The following is a 19,488-nucleotide window of genomic DNA, read 5'->3' on the forward strand; positions in this document are numbered from 1 at the left end:
TCTTTTCTCGTCTCCTCTACCTCATTTTCTGTCTTATTCAGATTCATGCAAGCGGAGGTTATCTATGACCAGCCAGAGAAAGATGCCTGTATTATCCGTATTACTACTGGCATCATTTTTTTTCTCAACAGGCTACACCAAGGATCGAGTAAATACGACTTCGCCACAAAATGATATCTCATCGATTGTTATTCATGGAAAAGCATTTCAGGTTGAAAACAATCTTAGGGATATTGCACAGGCCCTGTATCTGACGGTGAATTATCAGCAATGGCCAGACGTAAAACGGTTTCTAACGGCTTACCAGAAACTACCTGGGCATGATGCTATCTTAATCAATTTTGCTCAGGGTGGACTAGCTCGTAGTGAAGGAAACTTAACTCTTGCAGCTTCCATCTATGAAAATATCCTGCGGCAAAAGCCAGATTTCACCCGTATTAAATTGGAATTAGCCCGTGTCTATTTTGAGGATCAAAAAAACCGGGAAGCCAAACAATTGATGGATGAATTAAGCAAACAGGAGCAATTGCCTAAAATTGTTCTGAAGAATATTGATGGCTATATAAAAGCAATAGCTCAGAGAGATCGCTGGCGTAGTTCGTTTTCACTCAGTTATATCTATGATAATAATATAAATATGTCTCCTAACATGAAATCGACATGCCTGCTTTTCATCGATGGAAAATGTAAAGTTGAACGAGAAATACCCAAAGGGATTAAAACGTGGGGAAGCGCTTATCATGGGACATTAAGCCGTCGTTACCAGCTTGCGGGGCATCATGGTATTTTTGGACGGGGAATGATTGATGGTGAATTTTATCCTTATTACCATGACGAAAATGAAAATACGTTCTCGCTGATCGGTGGCTACAGCTTTAAAAGCAGGGACTATGACTTATCTATTGCTCCCTTATTTGAATATAAACTACAAAGTGGCACTCCCGAATACCACGCTGTCGGTGCCAGAATAGAAGGGCTATGGGCTATCACTGCTCGCACCGTTCTCAGCACTGATTTGGAACATAAGCGATTTAGTTATCGGCCTGTTTACCATTGGAAAAACGGTGATATCTTTTCATCTTATTTCACTCTTTCTCATTTGATTAGTCACAGTTTTACATTGTTTGGCGGTACTAACTGGAGCTATCGGAACAGTAAACAACCGGCAAATCGCTACCAACAGTGGGGGGCTACCGCAGGGATATCCGGGCCTCTTTCTTCCGGTATTGACGGTTCACTGTTTATGACTTTGGAACATCAACGTTTTGGTGCTTACAACGCATTATTGGGTGCCAGACGTGAAGAGAACAAACAAATCTACACGGCTTCTGCTAAATTTCCAGTTGCCCAAATATTAGGAGTAACGCCCTCTATTACGTTTCGTCACACTCGGAATCGTAGCAGTGTAGGCTGGCTATACAGCTACAATAAAAACGAAGTACAAATACAACTGGAAAAGTATTTTTAGTAGAGCACGTGTGTGTGGCAGAAGAAAATAGTCAGCTAATCCTTGATAGCCTGTGTTGCCATAAAAGTCGGTAAATAGTGCTCAATGACAAAACGGGGATGAGGTTGCCAATCCTCATAAAAACCCATTAACCGGAATCCAACACGTAGCTGCCCTCCGATCAAATCAGTCAAAGAGTGACCGAAAACAAACGCTTCTTGTTTCCGGTTTTTATCGGTTATTTGCTCTGGTGTCAGAATATCAATTTCAGAAAATGGCATTTTATACAAAGGATTGATAATTCCTTTCTGCATATGCTCTGCATTACGCTCTCCGACAAAGACAACCGGATTAAAAAAACTTGCTAATAGTTTACCTTTTGTTTTTAAAACCCGGTGGCATTCCTGCCATACAGGATTGACATCAGGAATATATAAATTAGAGATAGGATGGAAAATTAAATCAAATGTTTCATTGGCGAATATACTGAGATCTCGCATATCCCCCTGTACTGTCTCAAGTCTGATCTTATCTCTTTCTGCAACCATCCTGTCTTGCTCAAGTTGTTTTATGGAAAGATCAAAAACAGTGACTTCAGCCCCAGCGGCTGCAAGTATTGGCGCCTGCTGGCCCCCGGCAGATGCCAGACATAAAATACGTTTCCGGCTAATGTCACCAAGCCATTCTTTGGGAAGTGGTTTCGGAGTAAGATGAACCTGCCATTCACCTTTTTTAGCTTGTGAGATCATGTCAGAACTGACAGGAACAGACCAAGGATGCTGCTCTTCGGCTTGTTTATCCCAAGCTATTTGGTTTGCAGTTAAAAAATCAGTCATAAAAAAGCTCTCATTGAATAGGAAAATGATGAAAGAGCCTAATAAGCTTAGGCTAAAGGCTCTGATTTAAGACTCTTTCTGATACTGGCTTTTCTATTATATATTCGCTCACCGGAGAAGCATCCACCAGCCTATCGGATTTACATGATTAAAATGGTTTTGTCGGCAAATATTTACCATCCAGAGTTATTACAGCCCGGCTTCCGCCTGCTGGGTCTTCGGTTTTCTGAATAGCTAATTTAAAGTCAATTGCACTAATAATTCCATCACCAAATTGCTCATGTATTAATGCCTTTAAGGTTGTTCCATAGACTTGTAATATTTCATAGAAACGATAAATGGTTGGATCGGTGGGTATCCCTGTCGGGATTGAACCCCGCATAGGAATCGCCTGTAAAAGTTTTACTGCATCATCCTTCAGCCCAAGTTGTTCAACCACTTTTCTAGCAGCCTCTATAGGTAATGCATGTTGCCCAAGTAAAGCCGCTGTAACAAAAGTAACACTCATTCCTGTGCCATTTGCAATTTCTTCCCATGAAAGGTTTTTAGCCAGTTTGGCAGCAATAATACGTTCGGTCAGTTCCAAGCGGGATGTTTGAGTGGTTAATGTTTGTTGCATTTAATTTTCCTGAATGACAATAAGAACCAGAAAAGAATTAAAAGAGGAAGATAACCCGAATCCCAGATAATAAACCGGGCTATGAGTTGTTTACTTTCTCATTTCAATAATATATTGCTGACTTCCTGTCAGGGAAAAATTCAGGTTGTACCTATTTGTTATAGATAGACCGGCCTGTTTTGCTATTGATTCGAACTCCGAGTAATAGCGTGATTTACCCGATACTATGATATCCATATATAAATCAAATGATGCTGAACTTGCATCATCCGGCTCTTTAATCATTTCTATAATATATAAGACAGAATCTTTTCTCATTGCTTTATGACAGGTTCTTAGAATTTCAACAGCTTTCTGATCCGGCCAGTTATGTAATACGTTCTTTATACAATAAGCATCGTGCTCTGAAGGGATGCCAGCAAAAAAATCACCTTTGATGAAAGTCACACCTTCGGATTCCTTTCGGTCAAAATCGTACAAATCCATGACATAACACTGGATATGCGGATAGTGAATTTTTATTTCTTTTGCTAAAGAACCGAGACCTCCACCTATATCAACAAGTGAATTAATCCCACGCAGAGGAATACTTTTAATAATAGGTTTATTTGTTACATCAGTTACTTTTGACATGAAATTATCAAATATCACTTTAATATTTTTATTACTTTCATGGCTGATATAATCGAAATATGGCTGATGGTGATTAATTTCAAAAGCCGATTTGTTGTTCATTTCATGCAGGGATTCATTGTATTTTGACCAAGAATTCCAAATAGTTGGATTTAATTCAAATTTTATATGTAGTGTCTCAAGGCTGTTTGGGTCACTGAGTGATGCACATTGTTCAGTAAGGTAAAATTTATCTTCTTTTTTTGTTAAAACATTTATTGTTTGCATGTAATGAAATAACCGATTAAATCTGTCCTCAGAAACATGGCATAATTGAGCCAGTTCTTTCACTGTCTTACCATCATTGGTGGTTAAATATAATGGAGCTTTACTTTCAACAAAGGCAAACAGTGCAGCAGACTTTCGATAGGCTATAGTTATTTCTGATAACATCATTTACTTCTCCTGATTTTTATTTAATCATTTGGTTTTACACAAAATATACCCTTTAAGAATTTCTTTCATTATCAAATAACAACATAAGAATAATAATTATTTACGTATAAAAATATACATTGATTCTTCATTGTTCAGTTATCTTATGATTTATTTAATAACTTTTCTTTATTTATCAAAATAAAAGCTATTTGGTTACCAGTATAAATTTTGTTATATACCGAAGGAAAAATGTAATGCAATATAAAATAATAACCCTTGTGTCGGGTGGAATGTGATTCATAAAATAAACCACCCGAATTACGATGTAAGCAGTAAGCCGCTATGAAAACTTTACAAGCAGTACCTCTTACCCAGTATCAAAAAGAAATTTATTATGAAGTTCAACGCAACCCAGAAAGTAATCAATTCACTATTTCCATAGCAAGGGTATTAAAAGAAAACATTAATTTTGAAAGATATTTACATTCAGTTAACAATGTACTGAATTATGATGTCACATGCCAATTACGCATCCTTGAACAGGATGGGATATTGAATCAACAAATACAAAATACAGCCATTAATCAAGTAGAAATTATTAATGCTGAAGGCGAAGACATTTCTGTACTTTTTAAAACATGGTCAGAACGAGTTTTTAATCTGAATGATAAATCACTACTTGAAGTGGCTTTGTTACGAAATTTGAAAAATGGTTATTCAGCTATTTTTATTCGTGCTCACCATATTGTTTGTGATGGTTGGGGAATAAATCAGTTAGCAAAAAAAATAGCCAAATGTTATCGGAATGTTGAAAGCAATACAGAGTTACTCTCGCTCAATATCGATAAATATATTTCAGCAGTCCTTGAACGGGAAGAAATACTATCACAGCCAGAAATAGAACAGCAAATAGCAGCGCTGGCTGATCTTACTCAATGCCATGAACCTGTTTTTTTTAATCGGAAAAAGAAAACTAGTCAGTCTCATTTTATACAACACAGATATTTGTTACCTCCGCTTAAAGTAGAGAGAATCCTTTCTCAAGGAATGAATCCTTATCAGGTTGTTATGGTTTCTGTGGCTATCTTGTTATCACGGATACACAATAACACCCGCTTAATAGTTGGTGTTCCGTTACTTAACCGCCGTATGAATCAACTTGATATTGCCGGGCAATGGGCTAATACGCTGCCATTGGCTGTTAGGGTTAATGCAGAGGATACGCTTACTGAACTGGCTGCACGCATTAAAACAGATATTTCAACGTTAAAAACGTTTGAACATATTCCTCTCGGCCGATTACTTAAATCTATGGGGGCAACAAAACGTCAATGTTTTGATGTCACAATATCTTATAATTATTCTCCCATAACTGCGGCCTCTCATGATATCTACAAAGATGAAGAGATCCATGCTGCTGCTACTGCCCATGAAGATGATGCTATTGCGATTCATGTTCATAGCTTCGGCAGTCATAGCGAAGTCGCCGTGGATATTACCGGGGCGGAGGATGTTTTCGATGAAGATTACTCATTTGAAGCCTTTACTGCATCTTTAGCTCATATTATTGAGCAGGTGATCGCATCTCCTGAACAGTCTGTCTCTCAGGTGCAGCTCTCCTCAGCAGAGGAAGTTTCACGGCTTGCTCTTTTTGAACAGGGACCAATCACAGAATTCTCGCAACAGGAGACGTTATCAACGCTATTTGATACTCGGGTTGCATTACACGGTGAAGCCATCGCTATCGCAGGCTCTGGCGGGAAACCCGCGCTGACTTATCTTCAGTTCCAAAACACCATAGACAATATGGTCGCTGTTTTGCTGGAAACTGGAGTAAGAAAAGGGGACAAAGTTGCTATCTTGATGGATCGCAGTACAGAAATGCTCACGGCAATTTTCGCGGTATTGAAAGCCGGTGCTGCTTATCTGCCTGTTGATCCTAATTACCCGCAGGAACGGATTAATTATATGCTGAAGGATAGTGATGTCACTGTCATCATTTCCGATCAGGCTAATCCCGCTTTGAGCGAGCAATATTATACGGTTATTAACGGAAACAATGTTTCAGCGCAGGGAAATATAAAACAGCCTAATTTGTCTGCCGCCGACTCTCTGGCATATATGATCTATACCTCAGGCTCTACCGGAAAACCTAAGGGTGTGATGATCAACCATAATTCTGTGGTAAACCGGATTGAGTGGATGCAGGAACGTTATCCGCTGAATAACAGTGATGTGATATTACAAAAGACACCGATTTCATTTGATGTGTCTGTCTGGGAACTCTTCTGGTGGTCAATTTCGGGGGCTTCTGTTCACTTATTACCTCCCGGTGCTCATAAAGATCCGTTAGAGATAATAGAAGCCATCAGTGCACATAACATAACGACATTGCACTTTGTTCCTTCTATGCTTCAGCCTTTTCTGGATGTTCTGCAAGCCGAACCAAAGTTAGTGAATCAGTTAACCAGCCTGCGCCGTGTATTCACCAGCGGTGAAGCCCTGCCTCCGACACGGGTTAATCAGTTCCGTAAAATCTTTTCTGTTTTGGGCCTGAACGCTCCTGCTTTAATCAATCTCTATGGCCCGACAGAAGCAACCGTAGATGTGTCGTATTTTGAGATTCTTCCTGACAATAACAGTGTTATCAATAGGGTTCCGATTGGATGCCCGATCAACAATATCACTCTGAGAATTATGTCTCAGCATAATACCCGGCAACCAATAGGCATTGCGGGTGAATTGCAGATTAGCGGCGTTGGTTTGGCCTGTGGTTATTACAAGAAACCGGAACTAACTGACGAAAAATTCATTCTGGATGGAAATGAACGTTGGTATTGCACAGGGGATTTAGCAAGATGGTTACCTGATGGCAATATTGAATATCTGGGACGAATTGATAATCAGGTGAAAATCAGGGGTAATCGCATCGAGCTTGGGGAAATACAAAATACGCTTGAGCGTATTCAGGGGATCAGTCAGGCGGAAGTTTTACCACAAACCAACAGTAATGGTGATAATTACCTGTGTGCATATTATGTTATCCATCAGAACGGGATAAATGATCGGTATTTTACTCCTGAAAAACTGCGTGAAACTTTATTGGAATGTTTACCTGATTTCATGGTTCCGCAGAAATTTTGTCTCGTTTCTTATATTCCTCTTACTCCAAACGGTAAAGTTGATCGTCAGGCACTGGGTGCATTGGCAAATCAGGCAAATAGCGCGTTGGTGAAAACGGACGTTTCTGATGGTATTCAGACCGAGACAGAACATCAATTGGCCGAAATCTGGAAGCGGGTATTAAAGGTTGAGAAACTCAGTGTGCAGGATAATTTTTACACGTTAGGCGGTGATTCTATCCTGATGTTGAAAGTGCGTTCTGAAGCTGAAAAAGCCGGAATGAATGTCACGCTTTCTGAGCTGTCACAAAATTTGACAATATCTGAACTGAGTCAGCAGATTGATGCAGGCCGTAAAGTTCAAAAACACGTTGAGCTATTTCCGTTTGCTTTGGTCAAAGAGAAAGAACGCGCGGCACTTTCCCGATATGAAGATGCATTCCCAGCGACTCAACTCCAGCTTGGTTTGATATATCACAGCCAGCAGAGCAAACATTCAGCCACTTATAAAGATGTTTTCCGCTATACCTTAAAAGGAAAGTGGGAGCCTGAAATTTTTCGCCGAAGTGTGGTAGCGACAGTCCAGAGACACCCTGTTCTTCGTTCACACTTTAATCTGGCTGATTTCAGTGAACCGTTGCAAATTATCAATCACAGCATCGAGCTTGATGATGTTGTGGAGATTCAGGATCTCAGTTTACTGACACAGACTGAGGCTGAAAGAACCATCAAGGAGTACATGGAAAACAGGCGTTGTCAGAACTATCAGTTTGATTGCGCACCATTGTATCGCATCAGTTTATTCAGAACCGAAGATGCTAAACTTTCAAATACAACTCCTTCAAGTGCAACTCCTTCAAGTACAATCGAGATGGTGTTCAGTTTTCATCACGCCATTCTGGATGGCGGCAGTGTGGCAAATTTAATACGCGAACTCTTTTCTCGTTATTTGCATGAGGGAAAGTATTCTTCTGAAAATGATGTATTGCCATCACCTGCTTTGTATATTCAGGATGAACTCCACGCATTGCAGGATCAGGAACACCTGTTGTTCTGGAAAAATAGGTTCAGCGAATTACCCAGAACTCAATTACCTGCCTACCGATTGTACGACAGCCTGCCAGAAGATCGGATCTTTGCAAAAAAAGCGATGCTTTCCCGTGAACTTGAAGAAAAACTGGCGATTTTAGTACAACGTGAACGTGTTTCAGTTAAATCCGTATTCTTTGCTGCCCATTGTTTAACTGTAGCCAAAACGACGGCTCAGGATGAAATTGCGACCGGATTAGTCACTCATGGCAGGCCGGACGCGCAGAATTCAGAACAGACACTGGGCTTATTTCTCAATACATTACCTGTACGTTTCTCTGCACAGAACAAAACGTGGAAAGAATGTATCCATGCTGTATTCAGTGCTGAACAGCAACATGCGCCATATCGTAAATACCCGCTTAATACTATCCGGCAAGTGGCAGGTGAAGGGGCGCATATAAGTTCTGCGTTTAACTATATTCACTTTCACGTATTAAAGGATGTATTTGATACGCCTGATTTATCTCTGATTGCATTTGATCCGTGGGAAGAAACTAACTTTGAACTGTTGCTGAATGTGATGACTGATTTCAGTACCGGTCAGCATTATCTGCGCTGTGATTTTGATGGCAGAGTATTTTCACCGATACAGGCAGAAACGTATATGGATCTCTATATGTCCATATTGAACAAAATGGTCAGTAGTAGCGATCAAACCGCAACCCTGAGCCAGCCGTTTACGCTTACACAGAGAAACAAAGAAATAGTGCCTCAGACGTTTATCTCTGTGCTGGCTATGATTGTAGAAAATGTACGTAAACAGCCGGATGCAATAGCAATCCGCTATCAAAATCTGCAATGGAGTTATAAAAAGCTGTGGTCAGAATCCGGGAAAATTGCTTCCAGTCTGATTGCTGGTGGAGTTATCAGGAATACGCCGGTAGCGATTGCTCTTGAACGTTCTGCGACACTGATTGCATCACTGATTGGTGTGATGAGAGCCGGAGGGGTCTGCTTTCCGTTGGATTTGAGCTATCCTGTTCAACGTATTGAAGCTATGGTAGAGCAGGCTCAGCCGCTACTTGCCATTATTGATGATAAATCAGGCTCGTTATTTAACGTGGCATCAATTCCTGTCATAAGAGCGGATTCGTTAATATCCGAAAATGGCCATTTATCGGATATAAAGGAACCAGAGGAAGAAGCATCAGAGACAACAATAGTTCCTGAACAACTGGCTTATTTACTGTTTACATCCGGCTCAACGGGGAAACCTAAAGGTGTGGCAATGCCGCATCGTAGTCTGTCTAATCTGGTTATCTGGCAGAATGAAACCCAGACCGGTAAAAATATTGGCTCTACCTTACAATATGCACCACTGAGTTTTGATGTTTCATTTCAGGAGATTTTCTCTTCGCTGGCTGCTGGTGGAGAACTACACCTTATCAGTGAAGAAGAACGACGTGATCCTTTGCAGTTACTGCATACCATCAATAATTACCAGACAGAAAGAATTTACCTGCCCTATGTTGCACTTCAGCAATTAGCTGAAACCGCCGTTGCGCTGAAAACCTACCCAAAAAATCTGAAAGTCGTTATTTCATCCGGTGAGCAACTTCGGGTGACTGAAGATATTCGCTTACTTATCGGGCAGATCAATAACGGTATCCTTGAGAATCAGTACGGCCCGACGGAAACTCATGCTATCACAGCATTTGCCATGCAGGGTGATCCGGTCTCTTTTCCGGCACTTCCTCCCATTGGTAAAGGGATCAACAATGCAGATATTGTCCTGCTTAACAGTCAGTTTGAAGAAGTTGCCTCTGGTGAGCTGGGGGAAATTTATGTCCGTGGTCTACCTGTTGCACAGGGTTATTATCGTCAGCCAGAATTAACCAAAGAACGTTTTATTGTCCTTAAAGGCAGTGAAGAGGTTCTGTATCGTACTGGTGATCTGGGTGTAAAACTCAAGGATGGTAATATTATCAGTTTAGGACGCAAAGATACTCAGGTTAAAGTGCGTGGTTATCGTGTTGAACTGGCAGAAATCGAATTAGCAATATCAAATACCCCCGGTGCTGACAAGGTTCTGAAAGACGTTGCTGTTGTCGTTCAGCAGCATGACGAAAGTGATGGTTTGCTGGTGGCATTCCTGATCGGCGATGAGAACGAATCATTGACTGTGCGTATACAGCAACATTTGTCTGACATATTGCCTGAGTATATGCGGCCTTCCCAGATAGTGTGGTTGGATATTCTGCCTAAAACATTAAGTGGAAAGCGTGATGATGCAGCATTACGTAATATGAGAGTTATGCAGTGTCATAATAGCGTAGAAGATATTGCTCCACGAGACGGCTATGAACAGGTGTTGTGTGATTTAGCTGCGGACTTACTGAAAATTCCTGCCTTATCTGTTCATCAGAATTTATTTGATATCGGCGCTACTTCATTAACAGCCATGAGAATGGTTGTTCTGGTTGAAAAACATTTCGGTATCAGTACGCCTCTGTCTCTTTTTATCAGTCACCCGACTGTTGCTCAGTTAGCTGAACATATCAGAGAAAAGGGAGGGCAACCCAAATTCAGCCCGCTTGTCCCTATGCGTACTGTTGCCAAAGATATCGTTTCCAAATCTGTCACCAGCCATAAAAAACCACTGTTTTTTGTCCATCCTATGGGTGGAAATGTGTTGTCCTATTTACGGTTAGTGAAGTATTTCCCTGAGGATCAACCTTTCTATGCGCTACAGGCACACGGAGTTGACGCAGGCTCTATTCCGCTGACCAGTATACAGGAGCAGGCAGCAAATTATCTGGAGGCTATCCGTGAAATTCAGCCGTATGGCCCATATTCAATCGGAGGCTGGTCTTATGGCGGATTTGTCGCATTTGAGATGACACGCCAGTTGAAAGAGCAGGGTGAAGAGGTCGCCAATCTTTTTGTCTTAGATACGGTTGCTCTTAATACAACATCTCCGGGAACCGTAAACGAAGAAGCTTTGCTGAGATGGTTCTTCTGGGAGTTATTGTGGCTGAATAAAGGCGCAACACTCCCTGAGCAGATTTTGCCGGAACAGATGACTTCTTTACAGGAACAATTCGAATACATCACCGAACATGCTATCGCAACGGGTGCCATTCCTCAGGGGAGTTCCCGTGCCGTCATACAGCGGTTATTTGACGTATATAAAACAAACTGGAAAGCCGCCACGAATTATGCTGCTTATAAGGCAGATATCAGTATGACTTTATTACATGCAATACGGCCGTTACCTGCAATTCTGCGCTCTATGCATGATACGGTGCGAAGTGAGTATCGTGATCCTAAAAATGGCTGGGAGAGCAAGACAACGGGCGATATCAATGTCATTGATGTACCGGGCGATCATCTGGAAATTATGGAGGAGCCTTATGTACAGGAAGTGGCAAAAGTCATTCTTCAGGAAATGAAAAAATCTTCTACAAAACAAGTTATATCGGATTCGGAGAAAATATGTCTCGCCCATTGAAAGTAATTATAGCTGGTGCAGGTATTGGTGGATTAACGACGGCTGTTGTCTTACGCAAGCTGGGGTATGAGGTGGAAGTTTATGAGCAGGCCCCAACTTTACGAACGGCCGGTTCTGGCCTGTCAGTGATAACCAATGCTGTTGCTGCTTTATCCTCTATCGGGGTTAATCTGAAATTGGAAAACTTTGGTGCTCCGGTTAAAAATTTTGAAATAAGGAATATTCAAGATCACCTTATACGCAGAATGCCCGTACCTGACATTTCGTCTTCCAATGGATTTGATAGTATCTGCCTGTCACGTAAGGCACTACAGGAAGCTCTGTTACAGCAACTTGATCAGAACATTATCCATGTTGATGCTAAGGTAGATGAAATTATCGAAAGTGATAACGCTGTTTCTGTTCGTTTTACTGACGGCAGAGAAGCGCAGGGTGATCTGCTGATTGGTGCTGACGGTATTCACTCAATTGTCCGGGAATATATACAGGGGAATAAGCCACTTCGCTCTTCTGATTATATCTGCTGGCTGGCGATCACCCGCTATCAGCATCCGCAAATAACACCCGGTTATGTTGTTCATTATTGGGGGCAGGGAAAACGAATCGGTTTGATCGATATAGGCGGAGGTGAAGTCTATTGGTGGGGAACTGCAAATATGAGTAATGAGCAGGCCTGTCATTGGCAAGGAAATAATCAGGATGTTCTGTCCTATTATAAGGGCTGGCCAACAATTGTTTCCGATATTATTTCGCAGACACCATCGGAAGATATTATTGCTGTACCTGCGCAGGACAGGCCTTTTTCTCCGATTTGGGGAAAAGGAAGAATGACCCTTTTAGGTGATGCAGCTCATCCTATGCTTACAACGCTGGGGCAGGGAGCGGGAATGGCTATTGAAGATGCTGCTGTTCTGGGACATATGCTGAAGCAACAATCAGATCCGGTTGCTGCTCTGCGCCAATACGAAAAAGTTCGCATTCCGAGAGCTGAACAGTTTGTTAATGCGTCAAAAACACAAAGTGATCTTGAACAGGAATATGATTTATTAGATTGTCAGGAAAGGGAGCGATCTTTACATTCTTTGCCAGAGGAAACGCTCAGAAAAGACTTCGAAAAATTCTTACACTTTCCGGTGGAAGATCTTGCTCTTTATGCCGTATAAAGTGTTATTCACGACTATTTTCTGCTAAAGAATCTTTGTCATGAAAAACTGATATGCAAGGGCTGCGTTTAAAGTAAGAATGCAGCCCTTTATACTAAATACGAAGTCTGAACTTCGTAATACAGCTAAACCCCAAGAGATTAAAACCTTAACTGATGACTTCAATATTGTTTAATTCATTATTTTTAATTGGATTTTTCCCATTAAAAAATTGAATAAGAATATTAGTCAGTACATCAGGGCGTTCTATCATTACAAGGTGATCTGATTTTTTTATTGTCGTAAATAGAGAGTTTGGGAAAATAGAGGCACAATGTTTAACATTTTCAGGAGGGGTGATGATATCGTATTCACCGGTTATGAATAAAGTGGGTTTGTTAAAATTGCTTGCTCTTTCGTATTGCCTTTGATTCAACAGGCGCTTCTGGAGATATTTATACCTTTCTGCATGATGATGCGTTGACTCCAGCAGTGTTTTTTCAAAAGCTGGTGTGTTGTTTCTCTGCCTAAGATATCGATATTAGGGTCGAGGCAAAGGATACTGGCAATAGTATTTTCTGTGAACTCTTCATAACTCCCTTCCGTCAGGAACTTTAATGCGGTATTCAGCTTGTCTTGAATATGAGGTGGTTGGGTGAGTGAAGTACCGATAAATACTGATTTATTAACGCGCTCAGGCCATTTGTAGGTAAACTCAAGGGCTGTAGCTCCTCCGTATGAAATACCGATGAGGTTTATTGTTTGTAAAGAGAGGGTATCTAAAATATATCGGGTGCAATCCGCAAGAAATTCAAAATCTTTATTTGGGGGAATATCGTCAGCAGAGCCTGTTCCCGGCAGGTCAACAAAGATTAACGGGCTGTCCTCTTTGAGGAGATGTTCCAGATGAGGTAACGAATACATATCCTGAAAACCACCCACGATAATAAGTTTTGGGACTACGTCAGTATCATAGATATCACCAATAATCCGAAAAGCATATTTTACGCCATTCCATGTAATTTCCTGTCTATCATGAGGTGGAATACGAAAACTGGAATCAATAAAAGCAGAAAGTGATTGAACATTCCTGAACCTTAGAACATCGCTCCAATCTATTTTCTTTCCTAATTTATCTTCAATGAAAATTTGTATTTCAACTAAAGAGATGGAATCCGCGCCAAGACTGAAAAAATCATCATGAATATCCATTGATTCAACAAGCAGAACTTCCCGGCATATTTCCAATACGTCATATTCAGTTTTACTTAACACCGGATGTTGTAATGATTCGGTCATACTTTCCTCCTGTTTCTTCCTCTTGTATCAGCTGTGAAAAGTTACGCTTTCACTAACGGTAATGCGCTCCGTGAGTAGGAGCGTTTGGATCAGCATAATCAAACGAGATACCTAACAATAGTTGGTATTGTTCTGATACACCAAGTATCTCCCTGACTGTATCAGCATGGAAACCAAGTACTGTTTGCAGAATTCCGGCATAACCTCTGGCAGCAAGTGATTAAAGAAACGTCTGAGCTTACATATTGATACTTTTAACTTTTGTGAAACGCATGAACTGGTATTGCCAGAATCAATTTAAAGTATTGCTGGTGGAGTTTCAGCCATTTTTTATCCAACTATAAAGAAAATCGAGGTTTTATCGGCATACGCTCCTTAATTCTTGCTATGTTAACGGCAATATCTTCCTCAGTGACTTGATAGTCGTTCCACAAATGGTGATAAGCACTGACCTCATCTGGCCAGCGATTTATCACGGAAAAACCCCGGTTTAAACATTCCTGATGTATGGCTTCATATCTTTTCTTTAAAAATAAAAGCTTATCTCTGAAAAAAATCACATGACCTTTGCCTAACATGTATTTTCCTGATGTGCTCAGGGTGACATTACCTTTCCTTTTTACTATGTCATTGGGAATTCTGGTTAATTCCCTATGCTCAGCAAGTAAGTGTTGATCACACAACTCACTTGGCAAAACAAGGTTTATTCTGGTCATAATTTTTAATGAAAACCCTCTGAATGTTATTCATTTTGATTAGATGAGGCGTCGAAGATAAAAACTCAGGCTATAAGGCAGTATCTGCTTACTATAGCAGAATCACAACACTATGGCATAATGTCTGTGACTGATAATAACAAGGCGGAATTGAGATGGGTTACAGTCTGGATTTTCGAAAAAGAGTACTGGCATACAAAGACAAACATGCGTTGACCTTCGAGCAAACCAGCGACCACTTTGAGGTCTCTATCCGCACCCTATTTCGGTGGTGCAACAAAATAGAACCCTGTATGACGCGTGATAAAGCCCCCACAAAAATCAGTGACGAGACACTGCTCGCCGATGTCAACAGTTATCCTGATGATTATCAATGGGAAAGAGCAAAACGTCTGGGTGTCTCACAATCCGCCATCCATTACGCCTTGAAACGACTCAGAATAACCGCCAAAAAAAACACTAAAACACCCTGCCGCTGACGAACACGCACGTCAGGTATTTGGCGAGCGTATCCGCCATCATGAACAGGCGGGCAAACCGATTGTTTATCTGGACGAAAGCGGCTTTGAGCAGTCCATGCCACGTACGCATGGCTATTCGTTAAAAGGGACGCGCTGTTTTGGTTTACATGACTGGCAGCACAAAGGTCGCATTAATGTCATTGGCGCCATCATTAAAAATACCTTTGTGACCTTAAGTTTGTTTGCCGGAAACATTAATGCGAATGTGTTTCATGCCTGGATGACACAAGGTTTGTTGCCGAAGATCCCAAAGGGTGCCGTGATTGTGATGGATAATGCCTCTTTCCATAAACGGTGTGATACGTTACAAGCGATAGCCGATCACGGGTGCCAGTTAGAATGGCTTCCCCCTTACAGCCCAGATTTAAATCCTATCGAAAACAAATGGGCGGAAACAAAAGCGATAAGAAGGCGAGAAAGATGCTCTCTTGATGAGCTATTTACAGAGCATGTGAGCTATGTCCAGTAATATTGATTTAGCTATATGCCACCCAGAGAGTGCTTTTAAAAGATTCCCTCATGATGAATCAAGAACGATTCTTGAAGCAGATCGCAAAAATAATTCACAAGAGGTATAGAAGGGGGCTGATCTTTGAAACTGACAAAAAATATCCACATTTCGTTTGTCAACGAAGTATCACCATATCTTTTCTCTACACTATTGCCCATGCCTTTCGGGCTTATTCATCTTAAATAAGGAAAATGTTCGTATGTATGATATTCACGTTGTTCTAAGCAATACTCCGGGGGCTCTCGCTTTGCTCGGTTCTTTACTTGGTAAACATGGTATTAGTCTGGAGGGTGGAGGGGTTTTTACAATAGGAAATGAAAGCCACGCGCATTTTTTAGTCGAAGATGGATGGATGGCTCGTCAGGTTCTTATTGATGCTGGTTTAGATGTACGAGCTGTAATTAAGCCTTTAATCAGAAAACTAAATCAGGAACGGTCGGGCGAATTGGGGGAAATCGCTGATTCCATTGCACGAGAGGGTATTAATATCATTACCCAATACAGCGATCATAATAACCGATTGATTCTTCTTACTGATAAGAATGAACTTGCCGCAAATGCCACAATTAAATGGGATATCTCTTTTGAAGGTTCTGAATGATTTTGTTCACTTTTTAGTTAAGAGTGAATGAGTCAATGGAAAACAAAGGCCATTTAATCACGTAATTAAATAAAGCGACTAAACTGTAAAATATTCAATTCATCGTGAATAATCAAAAAGTATGATAATCTCATTATGTATTTAATTGAATTAGCAGACTTTATTATTCAAAAAGTCGAAAAAGCGGGGTTTATAATGGCTGGACAGCAGCTTGAGTTTAATGAAGTGATTGAAACGCTGCCATTGCACAGTTGGTCTGAGGTCGTCCCTCATTCAGTACAGCAGAGTGCACTTGTTTCTTTGGAGCAGGGCAAGGTGCTCTATCTGCCAGAACTTAGTTTTCCTCTGACGCAAGAAGAACAAACATTGCTCAGGGAGGATGCAGTCAAAGCCGGACGCAAGAATATCAGCTATCGCCCTGATGGACATACAATAACAGGAGTGGCATTACAGGCTGACGAACAACGGGTGAGTGCGCTGATGCAACGTTATTACCAATACTGTCAGCAATTGATTGAGCATATTCTGCCAGCATATACGTCAGTGTTGCATACACCGGTCAATTCACTGCGGGTTCATCCGGTAACGGCATGGAAAGCTGGTAACTCTTGGCGTAAAGATGACAGCCGGTTACATGTAGATGCTTTTCCTTCCAGACCTATTCAGGGTCAGCGTATTCTACGAATATTCACCAATATAAATCCGTCGGGAGAACCTCGTGTCTGGCGGGTTGGTGAGACGTTCCCCCAGATTGCCGATCAGTTTCTGCCCGCGACCCGGAGTTATTCCCGGCTAAACAGCTGGCTACAACACAAATTAGGGATAACTAAAAGCCTCCGTACCCATTATGACCATCTGATGCTCGGGCTGCACGATGCGATGAAAGCTAACCAACAATATCAGCAGCAGGGTGCTCAATTGGAAGTTCAGTTTCCTGCTGGTAGTACTTGGATTTGCTATTCAGATCAAACACCTCATGCTGCGATGTCAGGGCAATTTATGTTGGAGCAGACTTATTTATTGCCAGTATCTGACATGGTTTCACCGGAAAATTCACCGTTAAAAGTGTTGGAAAGTAAACTCGGTAAAAAGCTGCTGTAAATAAATAGATTGGCCGGACAAACCGTTTTTTTGGGACGGAGTCCGGCCATATTTTTCAACTTGCATTCATTGTAAGTTATGCTCATTGATCCTCAAGGTATATTGAATACTGGTCATGAAGGAGGGGAGCGTACTGCGGAAAATGATGTCTGGATTTGATCTAAAAAATAGAATATAAATTTCTCAATACCGATTGTTAATCCGAAAATTGAAATATTCAGTTAATCAATGCTGAAAATGATTGGCGTGACCGTAGAAGTCTTGGTGTAATGGTCGCAAGTTGATTCTTATGGGATAAAATAAGACCGGAAATCCGGTCTTATTATTACTCATAATCTTATTATTCAGCTGCAGGACCGCAACCGCCAATAATTTTGGAGATAGATACTGCTGGGTGAAGCAGGTAATCGTAGCTACAATCATTCTTTTTATTTTTCACGCTGCCAGTACATGCAGTCAAAGTTGCCAATACTGCGCCTACGATTACCATTTTAACTAACTTTTCCATATGCTTAATAACACCTTGTTTTTTCTAATTCAAATTAAAAATTAAGCTAAATTAATAATTAGCCGTAATAGGCTATATTAACCTTATAATTATTTCAAGTATTATTGTAACCAGTATATGTATAATTTGGCATTTTAAAATATGTAGTTAACTTCATATTGATATGATTTTAAGAATAACTCTATTTAGTTAATAGCATGGTGTAATCGAGTAGGGTACGGATGCCAAAAATAGGATAATGCCAACATCAGATTTTCTTTTTTGCAGAAATATAGGTTTATTGGGCAATTAAAATAAGATAATAAAGCCAATATTCAGATGATATTCAGGTGATAGATAATATTATCGAAGCAACTGACCTTGACTGTTAAAGCAGAAAAATTTTACTTTACATTCACTGATTGTCTAAACTGGACATATTTTTCAGCAGGAATATGTAAGGTATGCGTGTTCGGTGTTCAGCTAGGTTACTTATTGTTAATTCGTCCAGACAGGTGTTGTTGTTTCGTTTTGTACATACAAACGATGCGTTGGCAGGTAAGTCTTACTGGGCTACACCCGGTGGCGGTGTTGAACATGATGAGTCTTTTGAACAGGCTGCTATCAGAGAACTGAAAGAAGAAACGGGCATTATTCGGGATGATGTCGGGAAATATGTTGCGCAGAGAGCTTTTGAAATGGCGCTCCCCAGTGGAGAAATAGTCCTGGCAAAAGAGCGTTTTTTTATAGTGTTATCCGATGAAGAAGAGATAAACACTAATGGATGGACTGATAACGAAAAATCAGTTATCCATCACCACCATTGGTGGGGGCTGAAAGAACTGATTCAAACACAGGAGATAATATATCCTTCAGATATTACAAAAATAATATCTTCAAATGTATTTGGTGATATCAAACTTATACACGACAGACATCTAACTTAGATCAAACCAAAGCATATGCTGACATTTAGATTGAGCCAGGATTATACATTAGCATTGAGCCTCTACAATAAAGGTTCGCATAATCTCGAACCGCCTTATGTTAAATTGCGGGCTGTCAAAATATCGCATGGCAGCCCAGCAATTTAGACATAAGGTGGATTATGCGAATCCCTGCACCGACCTTTCAGTTATCACCCCCTAACTAGTGGTGTATTCTGCAATTAATGACATCACTTTGTATTCCCACGGTAAAGCCACTTAAAAGGTTTAGCTAATACCCGGTTGTAATATTCGATATATTTTAAAATGCATGTCCGTAATATCGCTTTGCTGCTGACGGAAAGCCGCCTGAGCAAATGTCGGGAGACCAGACTGAACCAACATTCAATTTGATTTAACCAGGAAGCGTGTTTGGGGGTATAAACGAATCGGATCCGATGTGTCGGGTCTGATAGAAACTGCATGCGTGTCTCCATGGATTGAAGCGTTCCCCACTGGCCTTTCACTCCCAGTCCCTCATTAAGACCACAGGCTTCGGCAATGAAT

16 protein-coding genes and 1 pseudogene are annotated in these 19,488 nt (G+C 40.8%); 9 read left to right on the forward strand and 8 right to left on the reverse strand.

The genetic code is table 11. The annotated features are described in order from the left end of the window. Positions 1 to 64 precede the first annotated feature (64 nt). Positions 65 to 1,468, forward strand: coding sequence for a porin family protein (locus Xinn_RS00700; RefSeq protein ID WP_086953187.1), 1,404 nt, complete (start codon positions 65 to 67; stop codon positions 1,466 to 1,468). Positions 1,469 to 1,503: 35 nt separating this feature from the next. Here the strand turns inward: Xinn_RS00700 and Xinn_RS00705 are convergent, their stop codons facing one another. From Xinn_RS00705 to Xinn_RS00715, 3 genes are all read right to left on the reverse strand, one after another. Further along, positions 1,504 to 2,283, reverse strand: a complete 780-nt coding sequence (locus Xinn_RS00705) for a class I SAM-dependent methyltransferase (RefSeq protein WP_086953186.1) — start codon at positions 2,281 to 2,283, stop codon at positions 1,504 to 1,506. A gap of 148 nt (positions 2,284 to 2,431) precedes the next feature. After that, positions 2,432 to 2,902, reverse strand: coding sequence for a cyanase (cynS, locus tag Xinn_RS00710; RefSeq protein ID WP_086953185.1), 471 nt, complete (start codon positions 2,900 to 2,902; stop codon positions 2,432 to 2,434). Between the two features lie 90 nt (positions 2,903 to 2,992). Continuing rightward, positions 2,993 to 3,970 carry a methyltransferase gene (locus Xinn_RS00715; protein WP_086953184.1) on the reverse strand — a complete coding sequence of 326 codons (978 nt, stop codon included), beginning with the start codon at positions 3,968 to 3,970 and terminating at the stop codon, positions 2,993 to 2,995. Between the two features lie 324 nt (positions 3,971 to 4,294). Between Xinn_RS00715 and Xinn_RS00720 the strand changes: the two genes are divergently transcribed. Then, positions 4,295 to 11,617 (forward strand): amino acid adenylation domain-containing protein, encoded by a 7,323-nt coding sequence (locus Xinn_RS00720; protein ID WP_086953183.1) that lies wholly within the window; start codon positions 4,295 to 4,297, stop codon positions 11,615 to 11,617. Continuing rightward, on the forward strand, positions 11,602 to 12,780 hold the full coding sequence (locus Xinn_RS00725) for an FAD-dependent monooxygenase (protein ID WP_086953182.1): 1,179 nt from the start codon (positions 11,602 to 11,604) through the stop codon (positions 12,778 to 12,780). The genes Xinn_RS00720 and Xinn_RS00725 overlap by 16 nt, the downstream gene beginning before the upstream one ends. 148 nt (positions 12,781 to 12,928) lie before the next feature. Here Xinn_RS00725 and Xinn_RS22595 read toward each other — a convergent pair whose 3' ends face one another. The 3 genes from Xinn_RS22595 to Xinn_RS00735 form a co-directional block, all read right to left on the reverse strand. Next, on the reverse strand, positions 12,929 to 13,195 hold the full coding sequence (locus Xinn_RS22595; RefSeq protein ID WP_244590104.1) for an alpha/beta fold hydrolase: 267 nt from the start codon (positions 13,193 to 13,195) through the stop codon (positions 12,929 to 12,931). Then, positions 13,192 to 14,058 (reverse strand): alpha/beta fold hydrolase, encoded by an 867-nt coding sequence (locus tag Xinn_RS00730; protein WP_244590105.1) that lies wholly within the window; start codon positions 14,056 to 14,058, stop codon positions 13,192 to 13,194. The genes Xinn_RS22595 and Xinn_RS00730 overlap by 4 nt, the downstream gene beginning before the upstream one ends. A 338-nt stretch (positions 14,059 to 14,396) precedes the next feature. Next, entirely contained in the window at positions 14,397 to 14,774 is a 378-nt protein-coding gene (locus Xinn_RS00735) for a pyrimidine dimer DNA glycosylase/endonuclease V (protein ID WP_086953181.1), read from the reverse strand. Between the two features lie 155 nt (positions 14,775 to 14,929). On the opposite strand from Xinn_RS00735, the gene Xinn_RS00740 reads away from it, so the two are divergent. From Xinn_RS00740 to Xinn_RS00760, 5 genes and pseudogenes are all read left to right on the forward strand, one after another. Then, positions 14,930 to 15,253, forward strand: coding sequence for an IS630 transposase-related protein (locus Xinn_RS00740; protein ID WP_086953180.1), 324 nt, complete (start codon positions 14,930 to 14,932; stop codon positions 15,251 to 15,253). A 31-nt stretch (positions 15,254 to 15,284) separates the two neighbouring features. Beyond that, positions 15,285 to 15,764 (forward strand): IS630 family transposase, encoded by a 480-nt coding sequence (locus tag Xinn_RS00745; protein WP_211285988.1) that lies wholly within the window; start codon positions 15,285 to 15,287, stop codon positions 15,762 to 15,764. Positions 15,765 to 16,005: 241 nt separating this feature from the next. After that, on the forward strand, positions 16,006 to 16,407 hold the full coding sequence (locus Xinn_RS00750; protein ID WP_086953178.1) for an amino acid-binding protein: 402 nt from the start codon (positions 16,006 to 16,008) through the stop codon (positions 16,405 to 16,407). Positions 16,408 to 16,602: 195 nt separating this feature from the next. Beyond that, on the forward strand, positions 16,603 to 17,508 hold the full coding sequence (gene kdoO, locus Xinn_RS00755; RefSeq protein WP_086956414.1) for a Kdo hydroxylase KdoO: 906 nt from the start codon (positions 16,603 to 16,605) through the stop codon (positions 17,506 to 17,508). Positions 17,509 to 17,583: 75 nt separating this feature from the next. Further along, positions 17,584 to 17,667, forward strand: a pseudogene (locus tag Xinn_RS00760) (cupin domain-containing protein); the annotation flags it as partial. Positions 17,668 to 17,848: 181 nt separating this feature from the next. On the opposite strand, the gene Xinn_RS00765 reads toward Xinn_RS00760, so the two are convergent. Beyond that, on the reverse strand, positions 17,849 to 18,016 hold the full coding sequence (locus Xinn_RS00765; RefSeq protein ID WP_086953177.1) for a YhfL family protein: 168 nt from the start codon (positions 18,014 to 18,016) through the stop codon (positions 17,849 to 17,851). A gap of 443 nt (positions 18,017 to 18,459) precedes the next feature. Between Xinn_RS00765 and Xinn_RS00770 the strand changes: the two genes are divergently transcribed. Next, positions 18,460 to 18,942, forward strand: coding sequence for an NUDIX hydrolase (locus Xinn_RS00770; protein WP_086953176.1), 483 nt, complete (start codon positions 18,460 to 18,462; stop codon positions 18,940 to 18,942). Between the two features lie 230 nt (positions 18,943 to 19,172). Here the strand turns inward: Xinn_RS00770 and Xinn_RS23365 are convergent. Further along, the coding region (locus Xinn_RS23365; RefSeq protein ID WP_211285986.1) for a transposase at positions 19,173 to 19,488 on the reverse strand (316 nt) is incomplete at its 5' end.

The organism is Xenorhabdus innexi (genome assembly GCF_002632485.1).
GTDB classification, from domain to species: Bacteria; Pseudomonadota; Gammaproteobacteria; order Enterobacterales; family Enterobacteriaceae; genus Xenorhabdus; species Xenorhabdus innexi.